This window comes from Sphingomonas sp. (assembly GCF_964263785.1).
GTDB lineage: Bacteria > Pseudomonadota > Alphaproteobacteria > Sphingomonadales > Sphingomonadaceae > Sphingomonas.
Window position 1 is genome coordinate 40962 of sequence record NZ_CAXVWL010000075.1, and the last position, 23112, is coordinate 64073.

Below are 23112 nucleotides of genomic sequence, written 5' to 3' on the forward strand. Positions count from 1 at the left end.
AGGCGAGCAATGATCACCGAACCCGCCCCCGCCAAGATCAACCTCGCCCTCCACGTCCGCCGCCGCCGCGCGGACGGCTATCACGACATCGAAACCCTGTTCGCCTTCTGCACCGACGGCGACGAGGTGACTGTTGGATCATGGGACACGGAAGCGTTACTGCTGACCGGACCGTTCGGTTACGCGCTGGCGAAAGAGTGCGACAACTTGGTCTTACAGGCGTCACGCAGATTTCGTGATGCATTCGGCATCGCCAGGGATCACGCCATTACCCTCGACAAGCGCCTCCCCGTCGCCTCGGGCATCGGCGGCGGATCGGCGGACGCCGCCGCGACGCTGCGCGCGCTCGCCCGCCTTCATGACGTCGGCCTCGACGACCCCCGTCTCACCAAGCTCGCCGCCTCGCTCGGCGCGGACGTCCCCGCTTGCCTCGACGGCCGCACCACCCTCGGCACCGGCCGCGGCGACGCCCTGGTCGCGCTCGAAGGCCTCACCGGAACCCCGGTGCTGCTCGTCAACCCCGGCGTGGCGGTATCCACCGCCGCGGTCTTTGCCGCATGGGACGGCGTCGATCGCGGCCCGATCGGCGAAGGCGCGCTGCTCGACCGCGCACGTGAAGGCCGCAACGACCTTGAACAGCCCGCCCGTACGCTCGCGCCCGTGATCGGCGAGGTGCGCGCCATGCTCGATGCCGCTCCCGGCGCGATATTGTCGCGCATGTCCGGATCGGGCGCGACCTGCTTTGCCCTGTTCGCGACCGCGGATACGCGCGACGCCGCTGCCCGGCAGGCCGGCGCGCGCGGCTGGTGGAGATTGTCCACGACGCTCGCCTGACGGCTCTGTCCTACACGGCCCATGCGTGCCATGTGGAGGCCATGCGCCCCGGCCCGGCCTTTGCCACCCGTCACCTTCACGCAACGAAATTTCCAGCATCGGCAACGGAATTGCCGAACGGACGCGACATGTGCGTCACGTCGGTGGGCGCGGTCGATCACGCGCTCCGATGAAAGCGCGTGCGACTGTTCGTTCTTCTCTTGTTCCCAGCGAACAAAGCATATACATGCCGAACAGACGCGTTGCCGCCGCCACGCGCATGTTCTAGCGAAGGGGTTCCTCATGGCCGCTAAACTTCAGGTGATCGACAACGTGGCAGCACCAGCAGTGAACACCGATCGTCAGAAGGCGCTCGACGCCGCGCTGGCGCAGATCGACCGCGCCTTCGGTAAGGGCTCGGCAATGAAGCTCGGCTCCAAACAGTCGATGGAGGTCGAAACGATCTCGACCGGGAGCCTAGGGCTCGACATCGCGCTCGGCGTCGGCGGCCTGCCGCGCGGTCGCGTGATCGAGGTCTACGGCCCCGAATCGTCGGGCAAGACGACGCTCGCGCTCCACGTCATCGCCGAGGCGCAGAAGGGCGGCGGCACCGCCGCCTTCGTCGATGCCGAGCATGCGCTCGATCCGGTCTATGCCAAGAAGCTCGGGGTCAACATCGACGAGCTGATCGTCAGCCAGCCGGACACCGGCGAGCAGGCGCTCGAGATCGTCGACACGCTCGTCCGCTCCAATGCGATCGACGTGCTGGTGGTCGATTCGGTCGCAGCGCTCGTGCCGCGCGCGGAGATCGAGGGCGAGATGGGCGACAGCCATGTGGGGCTCCAGGCGCGCCTCATGTCGCAGTCGCTGCGCAAGCTGACCGGATCGATCAGCCGTTCGCGCTGCATGGTGATCTTCATCAACCAGCTCCGCATGAAGATCGGCGTCATGTACGGCAACCCGGAGACGACGACGGGCGGCAACGCGCTGAAATTCTACGCCAGCGTCCGCCTCGACATTCGCCGCACCGGCGCGGTCAAGGCCGGCGAGGAAGTCACCGGCAACGCGACCCGGGTGAAGGTCGTCAAGAACAAGGTCGCGCCGCCGTTCAAGCAGGTCGAATTCGACATCATGTACGGAGAGGGCATCTCCAAGATCGGCGAGATCCTCGATCTCGGGGTCAAGGCCGGAATCGTCGAGAAGTCGGGTTCGTGGTTCTCCTACGATTCGGTTCGCATCGGTCAGGGCCGGGAGAACTCCAAGACGTACCTCAAGGAAAACCCCGACATGGCCGACCGCCTGGAACGCGCCATCCGCCAGCGCACCGAAAAGGTCGCCGAGGAAATGATGGTGGGGGCCAGCGAAGACGACGACACCTGACGCCGGGATGACCGGGCCTGGATGACGCTGTCACCCGGGCCCGGCTGGTCAACGGACGGGTTCGACCGTCACCACCCCGCCCTCCACCGCGACGATCCGGACCTGCTCGCCCGGCGCAGCATCGGCGCCATGTGCAGGCCACGAACCGTCGCCGACTCGCACCCGGCCCATGCCGCCATCGACTGCGGTCTCGACCTCGACGATCTGCCCGATCATCTGGCTCACCCGATCGTTCAGCCGTGCGTCGGCGGCAACCGGGTAGTCGCTGTACCAGCGTCGCCCGATCACCACCGTCACCACGCTCCAAACCCCGAACGACGCCAGCTGCGCGGCCAGTGGCAGGTCGAGTGCGAGCAGCGCCACGCCGGTGATCGTCGCCGCGATCGCCAGGAAAACGAGGAACACGCCCGGGACCGCCAGTTCGGCGATGCCGAGCGCCAGTGCCGCGATCAGCCACCACCCGGCGTCGCTCACCGGCTCAGCTCCCCGGCAGCTCGAACGGTCCCCGCTTCGGTGCAGGCGGACTCGCCACCGCATCGCCCAGCGCATCCTTGGCGAGCTGGCCGATCCCGCCCAGCGTCCCCATTAGCTGCGTCGCCTCGACCGGGAACAGGATCGTCTTGGCGTTGGGGCTGGTCGCGAACTTGCCGATCGCCTCGACGTATTTCTGCGCGATGAAATAGTTGATCGCTTGGGTATTGCCGCCCTCGATCGCCTCGGACACCGCCTTCGTCGCTGCGGCCTCGGCCTCGGCCGCGCGTTCTCGCGCCTCGGCGTCGCGGAAGGCGGATTCCTTGCGTCCCTCGGCCTCCAGGATGCGCGCCTGCTTCTGCCCCTCGGCGCGCAGGATCTCGGAGGCGCGCGTCCCCTCGGCGTCGAGGATGTTGGCGCGCTTCTCGCGTTCGGCCTTCATCTGGCGGCCCATTGCGTTGACAATGTCGGCCGGCGGGCGGATGTCCTTGATCTCGACGCGGGTGATCTTCACCCCCCACGGCGTCGTCGCGTGATCGACGACGCGCAGCAGCCGCGCGTTGATTTCGTCGCGCTTCGACAGCGTCTCGTCGAGGTCCATCGATCCCATGACGGTGCGCAAATTGGTCGTCGTCAGCTGGAGCAGCGCGACATACAGGTCCGACACCTCATACGCCGCCTTGGGCGCGTCGAGCACCTGGAAGAACACGACCCCGTCGGTCGAGATCATCGCATTGTCCTTGGTGATGATCTCCTGCCCCGGGATGTCGATCACCTGCTCCATCATGTTCACCTTGCGGCCGACACGATAGAAGAAGGCGGGGTAGAAGTTGAACCCCGGCGCCGCGGTGGCGGTGTAGCGGCCGAAATGCTCGATCGTGTACTGATAGCCCTGCCGGACGATCTTGATCGACGTGAAGAGATACAAGAGCACCAGCGCAAGCGCGAGGGCTGCGGCAATCAGGGGCATGCAAGCGGTTCCTTCGTGTCCGGCGCGCAGATTAGCAGGTGCGGGGGCGGGGGCCTAGCGGTTCGCAGCGTACGCGGTTACATGGCCCGCCACTTCCTCGCGCACGGATTCGGCACACCCCATGGACATTCGCCTCGGTCTCACCTTCGACGACGTCCTGCTGTACCCGGCAGCATCCGACGTGCTGCCGACCCAGGCCGACACGCGGACGCAGGTAACGCGCACCATCGCGCTCAACGTGCCAATGCTGTCGGCGGCGATGGACACGGTGACCGAGGGCAGCATGGCGATCGTCATGGCGCAGCTCGGCGGCATTGGCGTCCTGCACCGCAATCTGACGGTCGAGGAACAGGTCGCCGCAGTCCGGCGCGTGAAACGCTTCGAGAGCGGCATGGTCGTCAACCCGATCACCATCGCGCCCACCGCGACGCTGGCGCAGGCCCGTGCCCTGATGGTCGAGAACCGAATCAGCGGCATTCCGGTGGTCGAGGCGAACGGCAGGCTCGTCGGCATCCTGACCAACCGCGACGTCCGCTTCGCCGCCAACCCCAATCAGCCCGTCGCCGAGCTGATGACACACGAGAACCTGGCGACCGTTTCGACCGACGTGGGTCAAGAGGAGGCGCGCCGTCTGCTCCACCAGCGCCGGATCGAAAAACTGCTGGTCGTCGATGAGAACTACGCGTGCGTCGGCCTCATCACCGTCAAGGACATCGAGAAGGCGGTGATGTATCCGGACGCGACCAAGGACGCCGCCGGGCGTCTGCGCGTGGCGGCGGCGACGACGGTCGGCGACAAGGGCTTCGACCGCACCGAAGCGCTGGTCGACGCCGAATGCGACCTGATCGTCATCGACACCGCGCACGGCCACAACCGCGACGTCGCGCGCGCGGTCGAGCGTGTGAAGCGTCTATCCAACCATGTCCAGGTCGTCGCAGGGAATGTCGCCACCGGCGAGGCGACGAAGGCGCTGATCGGCGCGGGCGCGGACGCGGTGAAGGTCGGCATCGGCCCCGGATCGATCTGCACCACCCGCGTCGTCGCCGGGGTCGGCGTGCCGCAATTAACCGCGGTGATGGACTGCGCCGAGGAAGGCCATCGCCACGGCGTGCCCGTCATCGCCGACGGCGGCATCCGCACCTCGGGCGACATCGCCAAGGCGCTGGCGGCAGGCGCGTCGTGCGTGATGATCGGGTCGCTGCTCGCGGGTACCGAGGAAGCGCCCGGCGAGACCTTCCTCTACCAGGGCCGCGCCTACAAATCCTACCGCGGCATGGGATCGATGGCGGCGATGGCAAAGGGTTCGGCAGACCGCTATTTCCAGCAAGACATCAAGGACCAGCTCAAGCTCGTGCCTGAGGGCATCGAAGGGCAGGTGGCGTTCAAGGGCCCCGCGCGCGACGTCATCCACCAGCTCGTCGGCGGCATCAAGGCGTCGATGGGCTACACTGGCTCGGCGACGCTGAGGGACCTGCGCGAACGCGCGCGTTTCGTCCAGATCACCGGTGCGGGGCTGCGCGAGAGCCACGTCCACGACGTGACGATCACCCGCGAAGCCCCGAACTACCCGTCGCATTGAGGATGAAGCGCAGCGTAGTCTTGTTCAACTCCTCCCCGGCACGGGGAGGGGGACCAGCCGCAGGCTGGTGGAGGGGCAGCCCAGCAGGACCGTCGCTCGCGGCTGCCCCGCGACTTCCCCTTCCCGTTCCGTGAACAAATTAGGCAGATGACACCACCCGCCCGCACCCAGGCAGCGATCGAGCTGCTCGACGCCGTCATCGCCGCCGCGTGCGAAGGCGGTGCCGCGGCCGATACGCTGGTCGCGCGCTATTTCGCCACCCGCCGTTACGCCGGATCGAAAGACCGCCGCGCGGTCCGCGATCTGGTCTATGCTGCAATCCGCCAGGCGGGGGAGGTGCCCGCCACCGGGCGTGCCGCGATGCTGGCGCTCGCCGACGCCGATCCGACGATAGCCGCCACGTTCGACGGCTCGACCCACGCTCCGGTGACGATTACGCCGGACGAGCCCCGCGCGCAGCCCGGTGCCGCGCCCGAATGGCTGGTGGAGATGCTGGCCGCCTCGCAAGTCGACCCGGCGACTCTGACCGATCGCGCGCCGCTCGATGTGCGCGTCAACCGGCTGAAGGCGGCCCGGGAGTCGCTCAGCCTCAACGCCGAACCGACCCGGTACGCGCCCGACGGTCTGCGCCTTGCCTCGGGCACCAACGTCGAGGCACTCCCGGCTTTTCGCGAAGGGCTGATCGAGGTGCAGGACGAGGGCAGCCAGATCGTCGGCATGGCGATCACGGCACAGCCCGGCCAGCGCATCGTCGATCTGTGCGCAGGAGCGGGGGGCAAGACGCTGGCGATGGCCGCAGCGATGGCGGACGATGGCGCGATCCTGGCCTGCGACATCGACCGGGGGCGGCTGTCGCGGCTGGCTCCGCGCGCCGCACGTGCGGGCGCGACGGTCGTCGAGACGCGGCTGCTCGACCCCAACCGGGAAAAGGACGCGCTGGCCGATTGGCACGACGGCGCCGACGGCGTGCTTGTCGATGCACCGTGCTCGGGCACCGGCACCTGGCGGCGCAATCCCGAAGCGCGGTGGCGGCTGACGCCCGCGCGCATCGACCGACTCGTCGCGACGCAAGCCCATGTCCTCGATATCGCCGCGACGCTGGTCCGCCCCGGCGGCGCGCTCGTCTACATCGTCTGTTCGCTGCTCGACCGCGAAGGACCCGATCAGGTCGAGGCGTTCCTTGCCGCACGCGCAGGCTGGAGCGCGGAGCCCCTCGATCTGCCCTGCGGCGACGCACGCGGCAAGGGGCTGCGGCTCACGCCCGCGACCTGCGGCACCGACGGTTTTTTCGTCGCACGGCTGCGGCGCGCGTGCTAATTCGGCGCGTGCCCAGTCTGGAGACGATCATGCGTACCTCGTCCGTCGCCCTAGCCGCCGCGCTGGCGGTGGTGTCGATCACGACATCGCTCAGCGGTCAGAAGACCGACACGGCGATCGATCCGCGATCGATCCAGTTGCTCGAACAAGGCCGCGCGCAAAAGGCGTCGGGCAATCTCGACGGCGCCACCGACACGCTGGAGACCGCGGTCGCGGTCGACCCGCGCAACCGCGCCGCCTTCGTGACGCTCGCCGAGGTTGCCGATGCACGCGATCTGCCCGGCAAGGCGATCCGGCTGTACCGCGAAGCGTTGCTGCTGGAGCCCAACGACGTTGCGGCGCTGCGCGGGCAGGGCGAAGCGCTCGTCGCCAAGGGTGCGGTGATCCGCGCGCGCGAGAATCTGGTCAAGATCCGCAAGCTCTGCAAAACGGGCTGTACCGACGCGACCGTGCTCGCCGCGGTGATCGCCAAGGGCCCGCCGGTGACCACCGCCGCGGTCGTCATCAAGCCGGCGGTCGCCAAGGAATAGCTGTTAGCTAAAGCAGCTCCAAGCCTTCCGTTCGCCCTGAGCGAAGTCGAAGGGCATCAGACCCCTGTGCTTCGACTTTGCTCAGCACGAACGCGGTGTAAGCGCCCGCGCCAGCCCCACGAACTCCGCCACCGACAACGTCTCCGCTCGCCGCGTCGGGTCGATGCCGACGAATGCCATTGCGTCCTGCGCGCCCGCAACTCCCTTAAGGCTCTGCCGCAGCATCTTGCGCCGCTGCCCGAACGCCGCGCCGGTGAGGCGCTCCAGCGTTGCAAAGTCCACCCCTTCGGGCGCGGCGGTGGGCACGATATGAGTCACAGCCGACATGACCTTTGGCGGGGGCGTGAACGCCGATCGGTGGACCGGCATCGCGATCCGCGCCGCGCTCCGCCATTGCGCCAGCACCGCCAGCCGCCCATAGGCCGAGGTGTCGGGCGCCGCGACGATGCGGTCGGCGACTTCCTTCTGGAACATCAGCGTGCACGACTGCCACCACGGCGCCCACGCCCCCGAAAGCCACCCGACCAGCAGCGCGGTGCCGACATTGTACGGCAGGTTCGACACGATGTGCGGCTTGCCCGCAAACAACGACGGCGCGTCGACATTGAGCGCGTCGGCCTCGATCACCCGCAGCATACCCGGGTATGCCTCCGTCAGTTCGGCGAGCGCAGGGATGCACCGCCGGTCACGCTCGATCGCGGTCACCCGTGCGCCAGCCGCGAGCAGCGCGCGGGTCAGCCCGCCGGGCCCCGGACCGACCTCCAGCACCTCGGCCCCCAGCAGATCGCCGGGGACCGCCGCGATCCGCGCAAGCAGCTGGCCGTCGAAGAGGAAGTTTTGGCCCAGCGCCTTGCTGGCCGACAGGCCGTGGCGCGCGATGACCTCACGCAGCGGCGGCAGCGAGGTCACGCGTCCGCTAGGGCGCGGCGGTCGGCGGCCTCGCCCGCCATCGCGATCGCCGCGATCATGGCGCCGGGATGCGCGATGTCGCGCCCGGCGATGCCGAATGCGGTGCCGTGATCGGGGGCGGTGCGCACGATCGGCAGCCCCAGCGTCATGTTGACGCCATCGTCGAAGTCCAGCGTCTTGATCGGCACCAGCGCCTGATCGTGGTAGCAGCACAGCGCCACATCGTACCGCGCGCGCGCGCGTGGGTGGAACATCGTGTCCGCGGCGAACGGTCCGGTCGCGTCGACCCCCTCGGCCTGCAATTGCGCGATCGCGGGCTCGAGGATGTCGATCTCCTCGCGCCCGATCGCACCGCCCTCGCCGGCATGGGGGTTCAACCCCGCAAAGGCGAGCCGCGGCGCGTCGATGCCGAAATTGCGGGTCAGCCCGCGTGCCGTCGCGCGCGCCTTGGCCAGGATCAGCTCGACCGACAGCAGCCCCGATACGCTCGCCAGCGGCACGTGCGTCGTGATCGGCACGACCCGGAGCGAAGGCCCTGCGAGCAGCATCACCGCATTCTCGCCCGCAATGCCGCAGCGTTCGGCGACGAACTCGGTCTGCCCGGGATAATCGAAGCCGATCGCGTAGAGCTGCGCTTTAGACACCGGCCCGGTGACCAGCGCCCGCGCCGCGCCCGACCGCACCAGCCCCGCGGCGAGCTCCAGCGCATGGAGCGCGCAGCGTGCGCCTTCGACATCGGGCACGCCGGATACGATCTCGCCCGCATCCTCGACCTGGAGCACCGGTAGCGCATCATCGAACCGCGCCGCCCCCGCGGCGAGCCCATCGACGATCGCGATCGGCCCGGCCCAAACCCGCGCCACCGCCCGCGCATCGCCGATCGCGACGAACGGCGGCAGCGCGCGCTTCGTCCGCGCCTCCCACGCCTTGGCGAGGATCTCGGGCCCGACCCCGGCGGGATCGCCCATCGAGACGGCGAGCGGCGCGGTCATCCGGCCACCTCAGCGATACTCGATCACCGCGTCGCGGCGCAGGTCGCGCAGCTTCTGCTGGGCGCGCAGGTTCACGCGTTGCTGCTCGAGCTGCCCCTGGACCTGATCGGCCCGCGGTAGCGCCCCCGCCGCCGGCGCGTCGATGCCGCACAGCACCAGCCCACGCACGCCCTCGGCGGCCGAACCGAACGGCGGGCTGGCCTGGCCGACCTGCAGTTTCAGCATGATATCCTGGAGCTGCGGCGGCAGGTCGCGGATGCGCACCGTGTCGTTGTCGACCACCTCCGCGCCCACCGTCGCGGCAATCTTGGCGCCGCTGCCGCAGCCCTGAACGGTCTGGAGCGCCTTGCCGAACGCGGCGGCGCGCGTCGCCGCCTCCGCCTGATTGGTCCCCACGGGAAAGCGCACGGTCAGCTGCTTGAGGCTGAGGCGCGAATCGCGCGGGTCGGCGGTGCCGATCCGGCGCTTGTCGGTGAGATACAGGATCGAATAGCCGCCCGGCGTCGGGATAGGCCCGGCGACCTGACCGACCGACATCTCCTGCGCCGCGGATGCCAGCGCGTCGGGTAGTTGCGCGGCACGCACCCAGCCCAGATCTCCGCCGACTCCGCGGGTGGACGCGACCGAGAATTGTCGCGCATAATATTCGAACGGCTGCTGGCCCTTCTGAACCTCGGCCATGATCGAACGCGAGGTGGCGAGCGAGGCCTGCGGATCGGCGCCTTCCTCGGTGTAGATTTCCTTGAGCGCGAACTCCTCGGTGCCCTGCGACGCCTTTACCCGCTCCAGAATCGCATTGACCTCCTCGTCGCCGACGTTGACGAACGGCTCGACACGGCGGCGCAGATAACGCGTCCAGGCCAGCTCGCCCTCGATCTGACGGCGCAGCGACCGGTCCGAAGTCCCCGCCTTGCGCAGGAACGCCGCCAGACCGCTCACCGGCTGGCCGAGCCGCTGCGCAACACCCGCATAGCTGCGCGTGATCTCCTCAGGCGTTACGACGATGTCGGCGGTCTTGGCCTCCTGGATCTGCAGCGTCTCGTCGATCAGCTGGCGGAGCACCTGGATCTTCAGCCGTTCGCGCTCTTCGGGCGTCAACGTCGCATTGTTGGCCACCGCGATCAGCCCGACACGCTGGTCGACGTCGGTGCCGGTGATGACCGACCCGTTGACGATGGCGGTCGCCTTGCGGATGTTGGGGTCGACCTTGCCGAAGATCTGGAGGTTTGCCGGGATATCGAGCCCGCCGGTTTCAGGCACCTGGCTGTCGGGGACCGTCTGCGCGATCGCGCCGCCCGCAAGCGCCGCTGCCAGCACGAACCCTGCCGCACGGCCAAAAACCATCTGCTTCGTCACGCCTGTACCTTCGTCGAACGGGATCGGTGCTGGCCCCGGCCACCCACCTGCCGCAAAATGCCTGAACCGCGGCTTAGCGGCCGAGGTTGGTGAATGCCAGCGTCAAGAGGAAGCTGTTGCCCGCGCGCGCGTCGCCGGTGGCCTGGTAGTCGCGGCGCCAGGTCACGCCGAAGCGCAGGCAATCGTCCTCATATTGCACGCCCAGGCGGTGGCGCACGGGATCGAAGCCGTCGGATAGCGACAGCGAATCCTCGCGCCGATCGGTCAGGTCGATGACCGCGGACGCGAACGCCGACCAAAAGCGCGCGAACTGCACCCGCCCGGCAACCCGCGCTTCCTCGCGGTCCTGCAGGTCCTCCACCGCGGGAAAGATGTCGCGATTGAGCCGTAGATAACCGAGCAGCACATAGGTCGATCGCGATCCGATCGTCGCATCGATCTCGTTGCGCCGCACCGCCAGGCCGTCCTTGTCGAGCCGGTAGCGGTGGACGATCGAGGTGAAGTCGCGGAACCGCAACTCGCTGCGGCCGACGATGTCCGAGAAGCGATCGGCGAGACCAGTGCCGGGATAAAGGATCGTCGGCCGGGTATCGAGGCGATAGCTCTGGCCGATGACCGTGTCGAAGGTGAGCCCGGGCAGATCGATTGCCCATTGCGCGCCATAGGTCACTCGGGTCGAATCCTCGAACCGGTCGTAGCCGGGGAAGCGATTGAGCGCGAACAGGTTCGAATCGTCCAGATCGACCGAGCGCGAATCCTCGTTGGGGATCGTGAAATTCTTGACCCGCGGCGCCGCGACGATCTGCAACCGCGGGGTCAGCCGCTGAGTGCCGCCCAGGAACGACCCGACGAACGGCCACTTCACGTCCGCCGCGACCGCGCCGATTGCGCGCGTCTGGAACCCACCTTCGCCGCTGTAGATCGCCGGGCTGGTGAGCAGGTCCGACGAATTGTAGAGGTCGCCGCGCGCAAAGGCGGTCAGCGTCAGCTCCTGGCCCCAGCGCGTCACCCGCCGCAGGTCCCACTCCGCGCTTGCGAACGCACGCTGCGTATCCTGTCCCCCTGAGCGCCCGATCGCGAGCGTATTGAGCTGCAATTGCACCACGCCGCCCAGCAGCGGATCGGCAACGCGGCGGCGATAGTCGATCTCGGGAAAGGCGACCGGCTGCAATCCCTGGCGGTCGTTGACCCTGAGCGTCTGCACCGCCCAGCCGTTGATCGCGAGATAGCTGTCCGCGTCGATATGCTGGAGCGACAAGGTCGTGCGCAGCCGGTCGTCGCGCGAGATGTCGTAGCGGCGCAGGAAGGTACGGTCGGTCACCAGCCGCAGCGACGTCGACAGGCTCCACTCGGGGGTGAACTGGAACCGGCCGATGCCGTCGAGATAGCCGCGAAACGCCGATTCGGTCGCGGCAATCGTGTTCGTTCGCAGATCGTCGCTGCGGCGGCTCGACGTGGCATAACCGGTAATGCTGATCGCGCCGGTGTCGGTCAGCTGCTGGTATTGCGCCGACAGCATCGGCAGCACCGCCGAATACACCCGCGGCGTGATCGTCAGCCCCTTGTCGGGCGCCAGCCGCCAGTAATAGGGCACCGCCACGGACAGCCCGTTGACCCGGCCGTAGCGGATGTCGGGGCTCAGCAACCCGCTGTCGCTGCCGCCGCCGATATGGTGCGAAAACCTGGGCAGCGGCACCGTCGGCAGCCCGAACAGCTCGATGCGCCCGCCTTCGTAATATACCCGGGCCCGGTCGGGGCGGTAGGTGATGCGCACCGCGGTGATCTTCCACGTCGGCTCCTTGGGGCACCCCGCCGACGTCTCCACCGCGCACGGCGTGTAGGCGGCGTGCTCGAGCTCGACGGTGCCGTTCTCCTCACGCCGCCCCTTGTCCGCGGCCAGCCGCCCGCCGCGCTCCAGCACCACGAGCATGTTGGCGACCATTCCGTCCTTCAGCGTGTCGCCGAGTTCGATCGAGTCTCCATAAGCGATGTCGCCCTGCGGATTGGTGACCGCGATGTTGCCGGTCGCGACGACGCGTCCGGTCTTGCGGTTCCACACCACCTTGTCGCCGCGCAGCCGCTGGCCTTCGCGCGACATGCGGACATCGCCCGTCGCGGTGACGATGTCGGCGTCCGTATCGTATTCAAGCGTACCGGCGCTGAACTGCACCTGCTCGGTACCGTCCGCCGCGGTAGGAGGCGCCGGAGCCTTCGAAGGCGGCGGCGGCGCGACCGCGCGGTCCTGCAGATCCTGCGCCGCGGCGGGCGCGCAGGTCAGCGCCAGCGCGCAACCGGCCAACAGGTGGAAACGCGACACGATGATACGACCAACCCCATTCGGCGCGCCGGTCCCTGAGGCGCGGGGAAAGCCTATCGCATTCGCAGCCCGGCACCGCAATCGTCGAGCTTGGCTTCGCGGCGCGCGGGGCATAGAGCCACTGGGCAACCGATCCGAAGGCTCATTCCATGCAAATAGCATTCCGCCCCGAAGCCCCCGCCGACGCCGCCATCCTGGTGCTGCCGGTCGAGAAGGACGGGCTGGCGCGCGTGCGCTGGAGCGGCATCGACGCCGGGCCCCAAGCGCAGGCGGCGGCCGCTGCGGCGCGCTTCACCGGAGACGCCGGCGCGATCGTCGAACTGTTCGCGGGGGACACATATCGCCAGGTGCTGCTGCTCGGCGTCGGCGGCGGAGCGGACACCGATTGGGAGAAGGCGGGCGGCGCGCTGACCGCCCGGCTGCTGACCTCGGGCGCCACCGAGGCGACCGTCGATCTGTCGGCTCTGGGCGTCGCCCCATCGTCGCGCGCCGTCGCGCGGTTCGCGGGCACCGCGGCGCAGCGTGCGTGGCGCCACGACGTCTACCGCACCAGGCTCCCCGATGCGCAGAAGCCGACGCTAGGCACCATCACCATTGCCGCCGCGCCCACCGGAACCGACGAAGCCTGGGCCGCGCAGCAGGCCGTGACCAACGGCATGGCGCTGACCCGCACCCTCGTGACCGAGCCGCCGAACATCCTCTATCCCGAAACCTTCGTCGATCGGGTCACCCGCGACGTCGAGGGGCTGGGGCTGGAGATCACCGTCCTCGATGAGGCGCAGATGCGCGATCTGGGCATGGGCTCGCTGCTCGCGGTCAGCCAGGGTTCGGTCCGCGATGCCCGCGTGCTCGCGCTCAAGTGGAACGGGGCGGGGGAAGGCGACCCGTCGTTCGCCTTCGTCGGCAAGGGCGTGACCTTCGACACCGGCGGCATCTCGCTCAAAGCCGGCCCCGGCATGGAGGACATGAAGTGGGACATGGGCGGCGCGGGTGCGGTCGTCGGCGCGATGAAGGCTATCGCCGGGCGCAAGGCCAAGGCCAACGTCGTCGGGGTCTGCGGCTTGGTCGAGAACATGCCCGACGGCGGCGCCGCGCGGCCGGGTGACGTCGTGACGTCGATGAGCGGCCAGACCATCGAGATCCTCAACACCGATGCCGAGGGTCGCCTGGTGCTGGCGGACGCGATCACCTGGACCCAGAAGACCTTCCGACCCAAGACCATCGTCGATCTGGCGACGCTCACCGGCGCGATGATCGTCAGCCTGGGCAACGAATACGGCGGCCTGTTCGCCAACGACGAGGGGCTTGCCGAGCAACTGCTTGCCGCGAGTCTCGCGAGCGGCGACAAGCTGTGGCGCTTCCCGCTGTCCGACACCTACGACAAGATGATCGACAGCCCGATCGCCGACATGAAGAACATCGGCGGCAAGGGCGCGGGCTCGATCACCGCGGCGCAATTTATCAAGCGCTTCGTCGACGAGGGCGTCAAATGGGCACACCTCGACATTGCGGGCATGGTCTGGTCCGACAAGCCCGGCAATCACCACGACAAGGGCGCGACCGGCTACGGCGTCCGCCTGCTCGACCGCTTCGTCGCGGATCATTGCGAAGGGTGAGGCCAAGAACGGGAGGCGCGCGGTGAAGGTCGACTTCTATCACCTGACCGCCCAGCCGCTCGACCGCGTGCTGCCGATGCTCGCCGAAAAGGTGTTGGCCGGCGGCGCACGACTCCTCGTCGTGGCGCAGGAGCAGGAGCAACGCGCCTACCTCGACAAGCTGCTCTGGACCTACGCCGCCGACAGCTTCCTGCCCCACGCGCAGATCGGCGGCGCGGACGACGGCGACCAGCCGATCCTTATCGCCCCCGACGTCAACGCCGCCAACCGCGCGCGCAACGTCCTCCTCGCCGACGGCATCTGGCGCGACGACGCGCTCGACTTCGACCGCGCCTTTCACCTTTTCGACGAGGATGCGATCAAGCCCGCGCGCGCCGCGTGGAAGGCGCTCGCAGGCCGTGAAGGCGTAGGGTGCCGCTTTTGGAAACAGAACGACTCAGGCCGCTGGGAGCAAGCGGCCTGAACCAGTTCCGCTCGCCCTGAGCGAAGTCGAAGCGAAAGGTGCCCCAAGTGCTTCGACTTCGCTCAGCACGAACGGCTTGGATTGGACGCGAGAGCACCTAGCTTGCATCCCCGTAGACCCCGGACTAGGGACCGCGCGATATTTCCGCCGCACCCCAAAGACAGGAGCCCGTGACCGTCATGGCCGCGAACCGTACCTTTTCGATCATCAAGCCCGACGCCACGCGTCGCAACCTGACCGGCGCCGTCACCAAGATGCTGGAGGAAGCGGGCCTGCGCGTCGTCGCATCCAAGCGCATCCGCATGACCCGCGACCAGGCCGAGGGCTTCTATGCGGTCCACAAGGAGCGGCCGTTCTTCGGCGAGCTCGTGTCGTTCATGATCTCCGGCCCGGTCGTCGTCCAGGTGCTCGAGGGCGAGAACGCGATGCAGCGCAACCGCGACATCATGGGCGCGACCAATCCTGCGAATGCGGAACCCGGCACGATCCGCAAGGAGCTGGCGGAATCGATCGAGGCCAATTCGGTCCACGGGTCGGACTCGGACGAGAATGCCGAGACAGAGATCGCGTATTTTTTCCAGCCCGAAGAGATCGTCGGCTGATGTGGACCGTCCGCCGCGCCGATGCGGCGGACGCCCCCGCGCTCGCGCTCGTCGCGGGCGCGACCTTTCTCGAAACCTATCATGCGATCATACCCGTTTCGGACATGGTCGCGCATGTGACGGCGAAGTGCAGCGCCGACATGTTCGCGGGCAGCATCGCCGATCCGGCGTCGGCGGTGCTCTATGCCGGGGCCGACGTCACCGATGCGCCGCTCGGCTTCGCGGTCCTCACCGGGCCGAACTTCCCGATCGACACCGATGCGAACGACATCGAATTGCGCCGGATCTACACGCTGGCGGCCACCCACGGCGGCGGCCTGGGCGCTGCGCTGATCCGCGCCGCGATCGACGAAGCACGGGCGCGTGGACGTCGCCGCATGCTCCTGGGCGTCCATCCCGACAATACGCGCGCGCGCCGCTTCTACGAACGCACCGGGTTCCGCGTGATCGGCGAACGCGTCTTCACCGTCGGCAGCGCGCGTTTCGTCGATCCGGTCTACGCGCTCGACCTATAGCTACCGCGAAGGCTGAGGCTTCTCGCGGGCCCAGATCGCGTCGACGCGGGCCTGGGTGCCGCCGCGCTCGCGCAGGCGCAGCGCCTCGAAGCGCAGCACCCGTCCGCGGCCGAAGCGTCCCTGCGTGCGCCACACCACGTCGTAGATGCCGCGCGCGGTGCGCTGCGCATCGCCGTCCACGAAGGTCACCGCGATCATCGCAGGCACTCGCCCCGACCGGTCGTCCGCACCGCCATCGGTCGCCTGGAGCAGCGCGCGCGTAATGGGGGCCGCGCTGACCACCGGGTCCCCGGGTGGGTGCTGTACCGCCGCCTGGAACGCGGAGGGCCAGGTCAAGACCGCATCGGCGATCTCGTGCGTACGGTCGCTCAGCAGCAGCTCGCGCCCGTCGTCGCGCGGCGTCGCGACCAGATCGGCGCGGGCGCGCGCCGTCGCCTCGACGCGCGCGGTCGCCGCCTTGTCGGCCGCGTCGGCGCGGCGGTCGGACCAGCTCTGCCACAGGCTCAGCGCCGCGATCAGCACGCCTGCGACCGCGACCAGCTCGGCCAGCGTCACCCAGCGCCGCCGCGTCGCCGCCGCCTCGCGCCGCTCGGTCGGGGTCTCGCTCATCGCCCACCCGCCTCCAGCAATCGCGCAGGCGCCGCCAGTTCCCAACTCCGCGCGACACGGTCGTCGACGAGTGCCCAGTCGGGGTTCTTCAGGTCGACCGACACCCAGCCCGACGCGCCGAGATACGCCGGTCGCGCATAGGTCTGGGGCGCCGCCTCGATCAGCATCGCCTGTTCGTCGGCGCCTGAGGTCCGCACGCACACCACGGTCAGCCCGTCGCCGTGATGGTTGTCGCGGACCTGCGCGAACTGCTTGCCCGCGACGAAGAAGGTCGGCTGGCCGTGGCTCACCCGCTCCTCGGTCTCGGGCAGCGCCAGCGCGGTCTCGCGGATGCGGTCGAGTGGGGTCACCGGCATACGAACTCCGTCAGGATGCGCGGGTATAACGCATGCTCGGCCTTCAGGACTCGCGCGGCGAGCGTGTCGGCATCGTCGCCGGACAGGATCGGCACCTCGGCCCGGCCCAGCACCGCGCCGCCGTCGAGTTCCTCGGTCACGACATGCACCGAGCATCCCGCCACCGTGTCGCCCGCAGCGATGGCGCGGGCATGCGTGTCGAGGCCCTTGTACTTGGGGAGCAGCGAAGGGTGGATGTTGAGGATGGCGCCACGCATCGTGTCGATGAAGCCAGGGGTGAGCAGGCGCATATATCCTGCCAATGCAACGAGTTGCACGTCATGTTTCGCGAATTGCGCGAGAAAGGCGTCCTCCATCGCTCGCCGACCGATCTCGCGGGGCGAAATCGCGAACGTGGCGATGTCCTGCGCCGCGGCCCAGCCAAGGCCCGGCGCCCCAGGGTTATCGGAGGCGACCAGCACCACCTCATACCCGCTCGCCTGCTCGACGAGCGCCATCATGTTCGATCCACGCCCCGACAGGAGAACCGCGACACGCGCTTCAGCCGCCATGCGTTGCGGTCCAGTCAGCGCGTGCGCTCCACGTCTCGGCCGATCCGCGCACCGTGCAGCCGCGGCGACCTTCCTCGATCACTCCGACCCGCAGCACCGTCTCGCCCGCCCCCGCCAGCGCCGCGGCGACCGCCTCGGCCTCCGCGGCGGCGACGATCACCGCCATGCCGACGCCGCAGTTGAAGGTCCGCGCCATCTCCTCGGGCTCGATCCGCCCTTGCGCTTGCAGAAAAGCCATCAACCGGGGCTGCGCCCAAGCATCGGCGTCGATCGTCGCGTGCACGCCCTCGGGCAGCACCCGCGGCAGGTTCTCCAGCAGGCCGCCGCCGGTGATATGCGCCAGGCCCTTGATCCGCCCGGCGCGCAGCAGCGGCAAGAGGCTCTTCACATAGATGCGCGTAGGCGCCATCAGATGGTCGATCAGTAGCCGGTCCTGATCGAACAGCGCGGGCCGGTCGAGCTTCCACCCGCGGTCCGCCGCCAGCCTGCGTACCAGCGAAAAGCCGTTGGAATGCACCCCCGACGACGCCAGCCCGAGGATGACGTCGCCTGCCGCGATGCTGCGCCCGGTCAGCACCCGGTCACGCTCGACCGCACCGACGCAGAATCCCGCGAGGTCGTAATCCTCCGCCGCATACATCCCCGGCATCTCGGCCGTCTCGCCGCCGATCAGCGCGCAGCCCGCCTGGCGGCATCCCTCGGCGATCGAGGCGATCACCCGTTCGGCCACCCCCGCATCCAGCTTGGCGCACGCGTAATAATCTAGGAAGAACAGCGGCTCGGCACCCTGGACGATCAGGTCGTTGGCGCACATCGCGACCAGGTCGATGCCGACGCCCTCGTGCCGGTTCCATTCGATCGCAAGCTTCAGCTTGGTGCCGACCCCGTCGTTGGCGGCGACCAGCAACGGATCGGTAAAGCCCGCCGCCTTAAGGTCGAACAGCCCGCCGAAGCCGCCCAGTTCGGCATCCGCACCCGCGCGCCGGGTCGCTTTCGCCAACGGTGCGATCGCGCGCACCAGCGCGTTGCCGGCGGCGATCGAGACGCCCGCGTGGGCGTAGGTATAGGGTTCGGTGTCGGCCATCCGGCAGCCATTACCTACATGCCGCTTGGATTTCCACGCCGCCTTCGCCAAAAGGCGCGAACCCCATGCGTATCAAGACCCTTTCCGCGTTCGCCGCCGCTGCGCTTGCGCTCGCCACCGGCGGCCTCGTCGCGCAGATCGACGGTGGTGCCCGCGGCCTGGCGGCGGTCGACAGTTCGGGCGCATACGAAGTCGCCGGAATCGGCGTCGACGTCGCGGCCAAGACCGCCGAGGCCGCGCGGCTCGGCGGCTGGCGGCTGGCGCAGCGCCGCGCCTGGACGCAATTGTCGCAGCGGCTCGGCGGCGGCGGCGCGCCGGTGTCGGACGGCACGCTGGACCAGATCGTGTCGGGAATCGTCGTCGAGCGCGAGCATATCGGCCCGACCCGCTACATCGCCAAGCTGGGCGTGCTGTTCGATCGCGGCCGCGCCAGCGCGCTGCTCGGCATCTCCACCTACGCCTCGCGCTCGCCGGCGATGCTGGTGATCCCGGTGCAGATGTCGGGCGGGGTGGCGCAGGTCTTCGAACAGCGCACCGAATGGCAGGCCGCCTGGGCGCGTTTTCGCACCGGCAACAGCACGCTCGACTACGTTCGCCCGTCGGGCAGCGGCGCCGACGCGCTGCTGTTGAACGCCGGCCAAGCGACACGGCCGGGGCGCGGCTGGTGGCGGACGATCATCGACCAATACGGCGCGTCCGACATCCTCGTCCCCACGGTTCGGCTCTATCGCCAGTGGCCGGGCGGGCCGGTGATCGGCGTGTTCACCGCGCGCCACGGGCCGGACGGCCGGACCATCGGCAGCTTCACCCTGCGAGTCGGCACCGCTGCGGGGCTGCCGCAGCTCCTCGATGCCGGCGTCGCGCGGATCGACGCGCTGTATCAGCGTGGGCTGCGAGCAGGGTTGCTCGATCCCGATCCGACCCTGTCGCCGCCGCCCGCGCCCGAGGCGGCGAAGCCCACCGACGACGCCACCACCGGCGACGTCGATGCGATCCTCGCCGATCTGGCCAGCAATGCGGCGGGGCAGGGCATCCCCGTCACCGTCCAGTTCGACACGCCCGCCGCTTCCACGGTGTCCGCGACCGAATCGGCGATGCGCGGCGTCCCCGGCGTGCGGTCTGCGCAGACGACCAGCCTGGCGCTCGGCGGCGTGTCGATCATGCGCGTCGTGTTCGACGGCGATCCGGCGCAGTTCCGCGCCGCCCTGGAGGCGCGCGGCTTCCAAGTCTTCGGCAGCGGCCAGACGGTGCGCATCCGCCGGGCGGCGCAGTTGCTCCCGCCCGATCTTCCCGCGGACAGTACGACCACGCCATGACGCAGACGGGGAGCCAGATGGCGCTACCGCTCGCCTGGCCAGCCGATCCGCGCGCGGACGCCTTCATCGTTTCGCCGTCCAACGCCGCCGCGGTCCACGCGCTCGAACATTGGGGCGCCTGGCCGACTCGCGCCGCGATCCTGACCGGCCCGCGCAAGTCCGGGCGCAGTCTCCTCGCCCGCATCTTCGCGGCCAAGAGCGGCGGCACCATTCTCGACGATGCAGACCGGCTGCCCGAGGCCGACGTGTTCCACGCCTGGAACCGCGCACAGGAGACCCGCCGTCCGCTGCTGATCGTTGCCGAGGCCGAGCCGCCGGTATGGCCGGTCAAGCTCCCCGACCTGCGCTCGCGCTTGGCGGCCAGTGCGCACGCCGTGATCCAAGCTCCCGACGATGCGCTGATGCCGCAGCTCCTCGCGCGGCTGTTCGAGCGCCGTGCGCTCGACGCGCGTGCCGACCTGATCGACTGGCTGGCGGCGCGGATCGAGCGGAGTCACGTGGCTGTCATGCGCGCGGTGGATGCGCTGGATCAGGAAGCGATGGAACGCCGCAAGCGTCTGTCCATTCCATTCGCACGCATCACCCTGGTCGACGCCGGCATCATCGTGCCGCCGCGGCCCAGCTCAGGTTCCGACCGCAGTTCGGAAGAGGACACATGACCCGCCCCGCCCATATCGCCCGGCTCGATCAGGACGACGACGAACCGTACGCCGGCACCGGCGCCGGCACGGACGGCGGCCGCTACTTCAATCGCGAGCTGTCGTGGCTCGCCTTCAATCGCCGGGTGATGGAAGAGGCGTGCAACCCCGCGCACCCGCTACTCGAACGGCTGCGCTTCCTCTCGATCTCGGGCTCCAACCTCGACGAATTCTTCATGGTCCGCGTTGCCGGGCTGAAAGGTCAGCAGTCGAAGGATGTCGACCGCCGCTCGGTCGACGGGCTGACCCCGGGCCAGCAGTTGAGCGAGATCGTCGCCGAAGCCGACCGGCTGATGGACAGCCAGCAGGCGGTCTGGGGCGACCTGCGCGTCCTGCTCGACGAAGCCGGGCTCCACGTCCTGCGCCGCGACGCGGTCGACGACGCGACCGAGGAGTGGCTGGAGGGCCATTTCCGCACCCAGATCTTCCCGATCCTGACCCCCCAGGCGCTCGACCCCGCGCACCCGTTCCCGTTTATCCCCAACAAGGGCATGTCGGTGATCTTCGATCTCGTCCGCACCTCGGACGACGAGCCGATCCGCGAGCTGGTGATGCTCCCCGCCGCGATGCCTCGCTTCATCCGGCTGCCCGGCGACGAAGACCGCTACGTCGCGGTCGAATCGGTCTTGAAGCGGTTCGCAGGCCTGCTGTTCCCCGGTTATGTCGTCCACGGCGCCGCGACCTTCCGGGTCCTGCGCGACAGCGACATCGAGATCGAGGAGGAGGCCGAGGACCTCGTCCGCTACTTCGCCAACGCCATCAAACGGCGGCGGCGGGGCCGGGTGATCCGCCTGGAGCTCGAAACCGGCATGCCCGACGCGCTCGCCGCGGTGCTCAAGGAGGAATTGGGCGGCGGGTTGACCGGTACGGGCGCAATCATCACCGAGAGCGGCAATCTGCTCGGCATCAACGATCTGGAGGCGATCGTCGACGCCGACCGCCCCGACCTGAAATTCCCGCCCTTCACCCCGCGTTTCCCCGAGCGCATCCGCGAATTCGGCGGCGATTGCTTCGCCGCGATCCGCGCCAAGGACATCGTCGTCCACCACCCGTACGAGACGTTCGACGTCGTCCTCGCCTTCTTGAAACAGGCCGCCGCCGACCCCGACGTCGTTGCGATCAAGCAGACGCTCTACCGCGCGGGCAAGCAGCCGGCGGTCATCAACGCGCTGATCGCCGCCGCCGAGGCGGGCAAGTCGGTCACTGCGGTGGTCGAGCTGAAGGCACGCTTCGACGAGGAGCAGAACATCGTCTGGGCCTCCGCGCTGGAGCGGGCAGGGGTGCAGGTCGTCTACGGCTTCATCGACTGGAAGACCCATGCCAAGGTCTCGCTGGTCGTCCGGCGCGAGGGCGGGCAGTTCCGCACCTACTGCCATTTCGGCACCGGCAATTACCACCCGATCACCGCCAAGATATACACCGACCTCAGCTTCTTCACCGCCGACCGCCAGATCGGGTCGGATGCGTCGCAGATGTTCAACTACATCACCGGCTATGTCGAACCCGTCGCGATGAAGTCGGTGATCCTCTCACCCCACGATCTTCGCGCCCGTCTGGTCGCGCTGATCGACACCGAGACCGCCAACGCGCGCAGCGGCTGCCCGGCGGCGATCTGGGCGAAGATGAACAGCCTCGTCGATCCGTCGGTGATCGAGAAACTGTACGAGGCGAGCGAGGCCGGGGTCGTCGTCGATCTCATCATCCGCGGCATCTGCTGCCTGCGCCCGGGCGTGCCCGGCATGTCGAGCAACATTCGCGTCAAATCGATTGTCGGCCGCTTCCTGGAACACAGCCGCATCTGGGCGTTCGGCAACGGCAAGGCGCTGCCCAACGACGGCGCGCAGCTCTTCATTTCGTCGGCCGACTGGATGCCGCGCAACTTCGATCGTCGGGTCGAATACATGCTGCCGATCGAGAACCCGACCGTCCACGACCAGATTCTCGATCAGGTGATGGTCGCCAACCTGATCGACACCGAACAGAGCTGGGAGCTTCTCGCCGACGGCAGTTACGCGCGCGAGGATCCGGGCGACAGGCCGTTCAATCTCCATCGTTATTTCATGACCAATCCGTCGCTGTCGGGGCGGGGCGACAGTGTCGGCGCGGATATTGTCCCGACGCTGTCGCTGCGGCGCGGGCATTAGCCGCGTGGCGTCTCGCTTGTTCCGCATGGCCGCCAACCGCATCGATCCAGACGCGCAGCCGCGCACCGCGATCATCGACATCGGCTCCAACTCGATCCGCCTGGTTGTTTACCAAGGACCACAGCGGCTGCCGGCGATCCTGTTCAATGAAAAGGTGCTGGCCGGGCTGGGTCGCGGCCTGGCCGAGAGCGGACGGATCAGCCCCGAGGCGATGGACACCGCCCGCATCGCGCTGACCCGCTTCGCCGGGGTCGCCCGGGAGATGCAGGTGGCCGAGTTGCGGACCGTCGCGACTGCGGCGGTGCGCGATGCCGCCAACGGCGATGAGCTGGTGGCGATCGCGCGCAGCGCTGGCCTCACCGTCGAGATCCTGTCCGGCGAGCAGGAAGCGAGTGCCGCCGGGTTTGGCGTGCTGTCGGCGACGCCGGAGGCTGACGGCATCGTCGGCGATCTTGGCGGCGGTAGCCTGGAGCTGATCCGCGTGAAGGGTGGCGAGGTGCTCGACCGCGTGTCGCTGCCCCTGG

22 protein-coding genes and 1 pseudogene are annotated in these 23112 nt (G+C 68.8%); 13 read left to right on the forward strand and 10 right to left on the reverse strand.

Annotated features, from left to right (window positions below):
* Positions 1-9: 9 nt before the first annotated feature.
* Positions 10-834, forward strand: a complete 825-nt coding sequence (locus ACE5C1_RS10465; RefSeq protein WP_374944014.1) for a 4-(cytidine 5'-diphospho)-2-C-methyl-D-erythritol kinase — start codon at positions 10-12, stop codon at positions 832-834.
* A gap of 282 nt (positions 835-1116) precedes the next feature.
* Entirely contained in the window at positions 1117-2193 is a 1077-nt protein-coding gene (recA, locus tag ACE5C1_RS10470; protein WP_374944015.1) for a recombinase RecA, read from the forward strand.
* 48 nt (positions 2194-2241) lie between these two features.
* On the opposite strand, the gene ACE5C1_RS10475 is transcribed toward recA, so the two are convergent.
* Both ACE5C1_RS10475 and ACE5C1_RS10480 read right to left on the reverse strand, forming a co-directional pair.
* Positions 2242-2667, reverse strand: a complete 426-nt coding sequence (locus tag ACE5C1_RS10475) for an NfeD family protein (RefSeq protein WP_374944016.1) — start codon at positions 2665-2667, stop codon at positions 2242-2244.
* 4 nt (positions 2668-2671) lie between these two features.
* Entirely contained in the window at positions 2672-3634 is a 963-nt protein-coding gene (locus tag ACE5C1_RS10480; protein WP_374944017.1) for an SPFH domain-containing protein, read from the reverse strand.
* Between the two features lie 121 nt (positions 3635-3755).
* Between ACE5C1_RS10480 and guaB the strand changes: the two genes are divergently transcribed.
* The 3 genes from guaB (at position 3756) to ACE5C1_RS10495 (ending at position 7060) form a co-directional block, all read left to right on the forward strand.
* Positions 3756-5213: an IMP dehydrogenase gene (gene guaB / locus ACE5C1_RS10485; protein ID WP_374944018.1), complete on the forward strand. Its 1458-nt coding sequence runs from the start codon at positions 3756-3758 to the stop codon at positions 5211-5213.
* Between the two features lie 147 nt (positions 5214-5360).
* Positions 5361-6530, forward strand: a complete 1170-nt coding sequence (locus ACE5C1_RS10490; RefSeq protein ID WP_374944019.1) for an RsmB/NOP family class I SAM-dependent RNA methyltransferase — start codon at positions 5361-5363, stop codon at positions 6528-6530.
* 29 nt (positions 6531-6559) lie between these two features.
* Positions 6560-7060 carry a tetratricopeptide repeat protein gene (locus ACE5C1_RS10495; RefSeq protein WP_374944020.1) on the forward strand — a complete coding sequence of 167 codons (501 nt, stop codon included), beginning with the start codon at positions 6560-6562 and terminating at the stop codon, positions 7058-7060.
* Between the two features lie 81 nt (positions 7061-7141).
* Here ACE5C1_RS10495 and rsmA read toward each other — a convergent pair whose 3' ends face one another.
* The 4 genes from rsmA to ACE5C1_RS10515 all read right to left on the reverse strand — a co-directional run bounded on the left by rsmA (position 7142) and on the right by ACE5C1_RS10515 (position 12634).
* Positions 7142-7969, reverse strand: a complete 828-nt coding sequence (gene rsmA, locus ACE5C1_RS10500) for a 16S rRNA (adenine(1518)-N(6)/adenine(1519)-N(6))-dimethyltransferase RsmA (protein WP_374944021.1) — start codon at positions 7967-7969, stop codon at positions 7142-7144.
* On the reverse strand, positions 7966-8961 hold the full coding sequence (pdxA, locus tag ACE5C1_RS10505; RefSeq protein WP_374944022.1) for a 4-hydroxythreonine-4-phosphate dehydrogenase PdxA: 996 nt from the start codon (positions 8959-8961) through the stop codon (positions 7966-7968). The genes rsmA and pdxA overlap by 4 nt, the downstream gene beginning before the upstream one ends.
* Before the next feature lie 9 nt (positions 8962-8970).
* Entirely contained in the window at positions 8971-10317 is a 1347-nt protein-coding gene (locus ACE5C1_RS10510; protein WP_374944023.1) for a peptidylprolyl isomerase, read from the reverse strand.
* Positions 10318-10390: 73 nt separating this feature from the next.
* Positions 10391-12634 carry an LPS-assembly protein LptD gene (locus tag ACE5C1_RS10515; RefSeq protein ID WP_374944024.1) on the reverse strand — a complete coding sequence of 748 codons (2244 nt, stop codon included), beginning with the start codon at positions 12632-12634 and terminating at the stop codon, positions 10391-10393.
* Positions 12635-12783: 149 nt separating this feature from the next.
* On the opposite strand from ACE5C1_RS10515, the gene ACE5C1_RS10520 reads away from it, so the two are divergent.
* The 4 genes from ACE5C1_RS10520 (at position 12784) to ACE5C1_RS10535 (ending at position 15830) form a co-directional block, all read left to right on the forward strand.
* Positions 12784-14250 carry a leucyl aminopeptidase gene (locus ACE5C1_RS10520; RefSeq protein ID WP_374944025.1) on the forward strand — a complete coding sequence of 489 codons (1467 nt, stop codon included), beginning with the start codon at positions 12784-12786 and terminating at the stop codon, positions 14248-14250.
* A gap of 22 nt (positions 14251-14272) precedes the next feature.
* Positions 14273-14713, forward strand: coding sequence for a DNA polymerase III subunit chi (locus tag ACE5C1_RS10525; protein ID WP_374944026.1), 441 nt, complete (start codon positions 14273-14275; stop codon positions 14711-14713).
* Between the two features lie 179 nt (positions 14714-14892).
* Entirely contained in the window at positions 14893-15315 is a 423-nt protein-coding gene (gene ndk / locus ACE5C1_RS10530) for a nucleoside-diphosphate kinase (RefSeq protein WP_374944039.1), read from the forward strand.
* A complete protein-coding gene (locus ACE5C1_RS10535) occupies positions 15315-15830 on the forward strand; it encodes a GNAT family N-acetyltransferase (RefSeq protein WP_374944027.1) in 516 nt (171 codons plus the stop codon). Before ndk ends, ACE5C1_RS10535 begins: the two co-directional genes overlap by 1 nt.
* Here ACE5C1_RS10535 and ACE5C1_RS10540 read toward each other — a convergent pair whose 3' ends face one another.
* From ACE5C1_RS10540 to purM, 4 genes are read right to left on the reverse strand one after another with little or no spacing between them, the layout of a single operon-like run.
* Entirely contained in the window at positions 15831-16439 is a 609-nt protein-coding gene (locus ACE5C1_RS10540; protein ID WP_374944028.1) for a hypothetical protein, read from the reverse strand.
* Complete coding sequence (locus tag ACE5C1_RS10545) at positions 16436-16795, reverse strand: MmcQ/YjbR family DNA-binding protein (protein WP_374944029.1); 360 nt, start codon at positions 16793-16795, stop codon at positions 16436-16438. Before ACE5C1_RS10545 ends, ACE5C1_RS10540 begins: the two co-directional genes overlap by 4 nt.
* Complete coding sequence (purN, locus tag ACE5C1_RS10550; RefSeq protein ID WP_374944030.1) at positions 16786-17346, reverse strand: phosphoribosylglycinamide formyltransferase; 561 nt, start codon at positions 17344-17346, stop codon at positions 16786-16788. Before purN ends, ACE5C1_RS10545 begins: the two co-directional genes overlap by 10 nt.
* Positions 17336-18430 (reverse strand): phosphoribosylformylglycinamidine cyclo-ligase, encoded by a 1095-nt coding sequence (purM, locus tag ACE5C1_RS10555; protein ID WP_374944031.1) that lies wholly within the window; start codon positions 18428-18430, stop codon positions 17336-17338. The genes purN and purM overlap by 11 nt, the downstream gene beginning before the upstream one ends.
* Positions 18431-18495: 65 nt before the next feature.
* Between purM and ACE5C1_RS10560 the strand changes: the two genes are divergently transcribed.
* The 4 genes and pseudogenes from ACE5C1_RS10560 to ACE5C1_RS10575 form a co-directional block, all read left to right on the forward strand.
* Positions 18496-19746 carry a heavy-metal-associated domain-containing protein gene (locus tag ACE5C1_RS10560; protein ID WP_374944032.1) on the forward strand — a complete coding sequence of 417 codons (1251 nt, stop codon included), beginning with the start codon at positions 18496-18498 and terminating at the stop codon, positions 19744-19746.
* Positions 19743-20405: a chromosomal replication initiator DnaA gene (locus ACE5C1_RS10565; protein WP_374944033.1), complete on the forward strand. Its 663-nt coding sequence runs from the start codon at positions 19743-19745 to the stop codon at positions 20403-20405. The genes ACE5C1_RS10560 and ACE5C1_RS10565 overlap by 4 nt, the downstream gene beginning before the upstream one ends.
* Positions 20402-22588 (forward strand): RNA degradosome polyphosphate kinase, encoded by a 2187-nt coding sequence (locus tag ACE5C1_RS10570; protein ID WP_374944034.1) that lies wholly within the window; start codon positions 20402-20404, stop codon positions 22586-22588. Before ACE5C1_RS10565 ends, ACE5C1_RS10570 begins: the two co-directional genes overlap by 4 nt.
* A gap of 25 nt (positions 22589-22613) precedes the next feature.
* Positions 22614-23112: pseudogene (locus ACE5C1_RS10575) on the forward strand (Ppx/GppA family phosphatase); the annotation flags it as partial.